Raw genomic sequence first — 781 nt, forward strand, 5'->3', positions numbered from 1 at the left:
TCAAATTGCTGACCATCAATATTTTGCAACTCAAGCGAAACGCCAATGTATTGAACAGTGCCTTCGCTATCGGTAACCGAAATCGTTGCGAAGTAGGCTGTGTCAAACAGATTTCGCGTATCTACACTCAACCGATATCGAGTCACAGACGGCAGTTCAGGCTCGTCAGCCGGATCAAGCTCTTCAATGACTTGTTCGATCGACAACCACGACTGGTCACTGGTGACAGATGCGATTGATCCATACTCCGTTGAGTTGCTAATGCTTAGCTCGCCCGCAATCGCACTTTGAGTAAACCTAAACTCCCTATCAGAAACACGATAATCCGGAACTTTTGGCGCGATATTAGCCGGATCAGCAGCAATTTGTTGTGCAATACTGACGGCTTTAAAAGCGTCAATCATACCGTGCCCAAAATACGGATCCCGCCCATCAGGGCCAATATCATTAGTGAGTGCGCCGGACGCTAACAAGGAGTCTACATGTGCAGGGGTCAGATCAGGATACACAGACTTCATAAGTGCCAGAACGCCAGAGACAACCGGTGCAGAAAACGAGGTGCCTTGAGATGGAGAGTAACCCGAGGGTTTGCCGTCTGGCAACGTGAGGCCTGTGGGGCTCCCATCAACCCGCATAATTGCATCGAGATATCCATCTCGATCTAAATCTGTGGCGCCATCGCTCAAGTCAGAGATTCCGGCAGGCGCAACCACATCGACAAACTCATTGTAGGTAGAATAGGCGACCTTGCTGCCTTGATAGTCCGTCGCACCGACTGAAA

At 49.8% G+C, this 781-nt stretch carries 1 protein-coding gene; it reads right to left on the reverse strand.

Features of this window, described 5'->3' with window-relative positions; all coding sequences use genetic code 11:
• A partial coding sequence (locus tag A3750_RS25210) for a S8 family serine peptidase (RefSeq protein ID WP_156498278.1) occupies window positions 1-781 on the reverse strand: 781 nt, incomplete at both ends.

Source organism: Oleiphilus sp. HI0079, assembly GCF_001635105.1.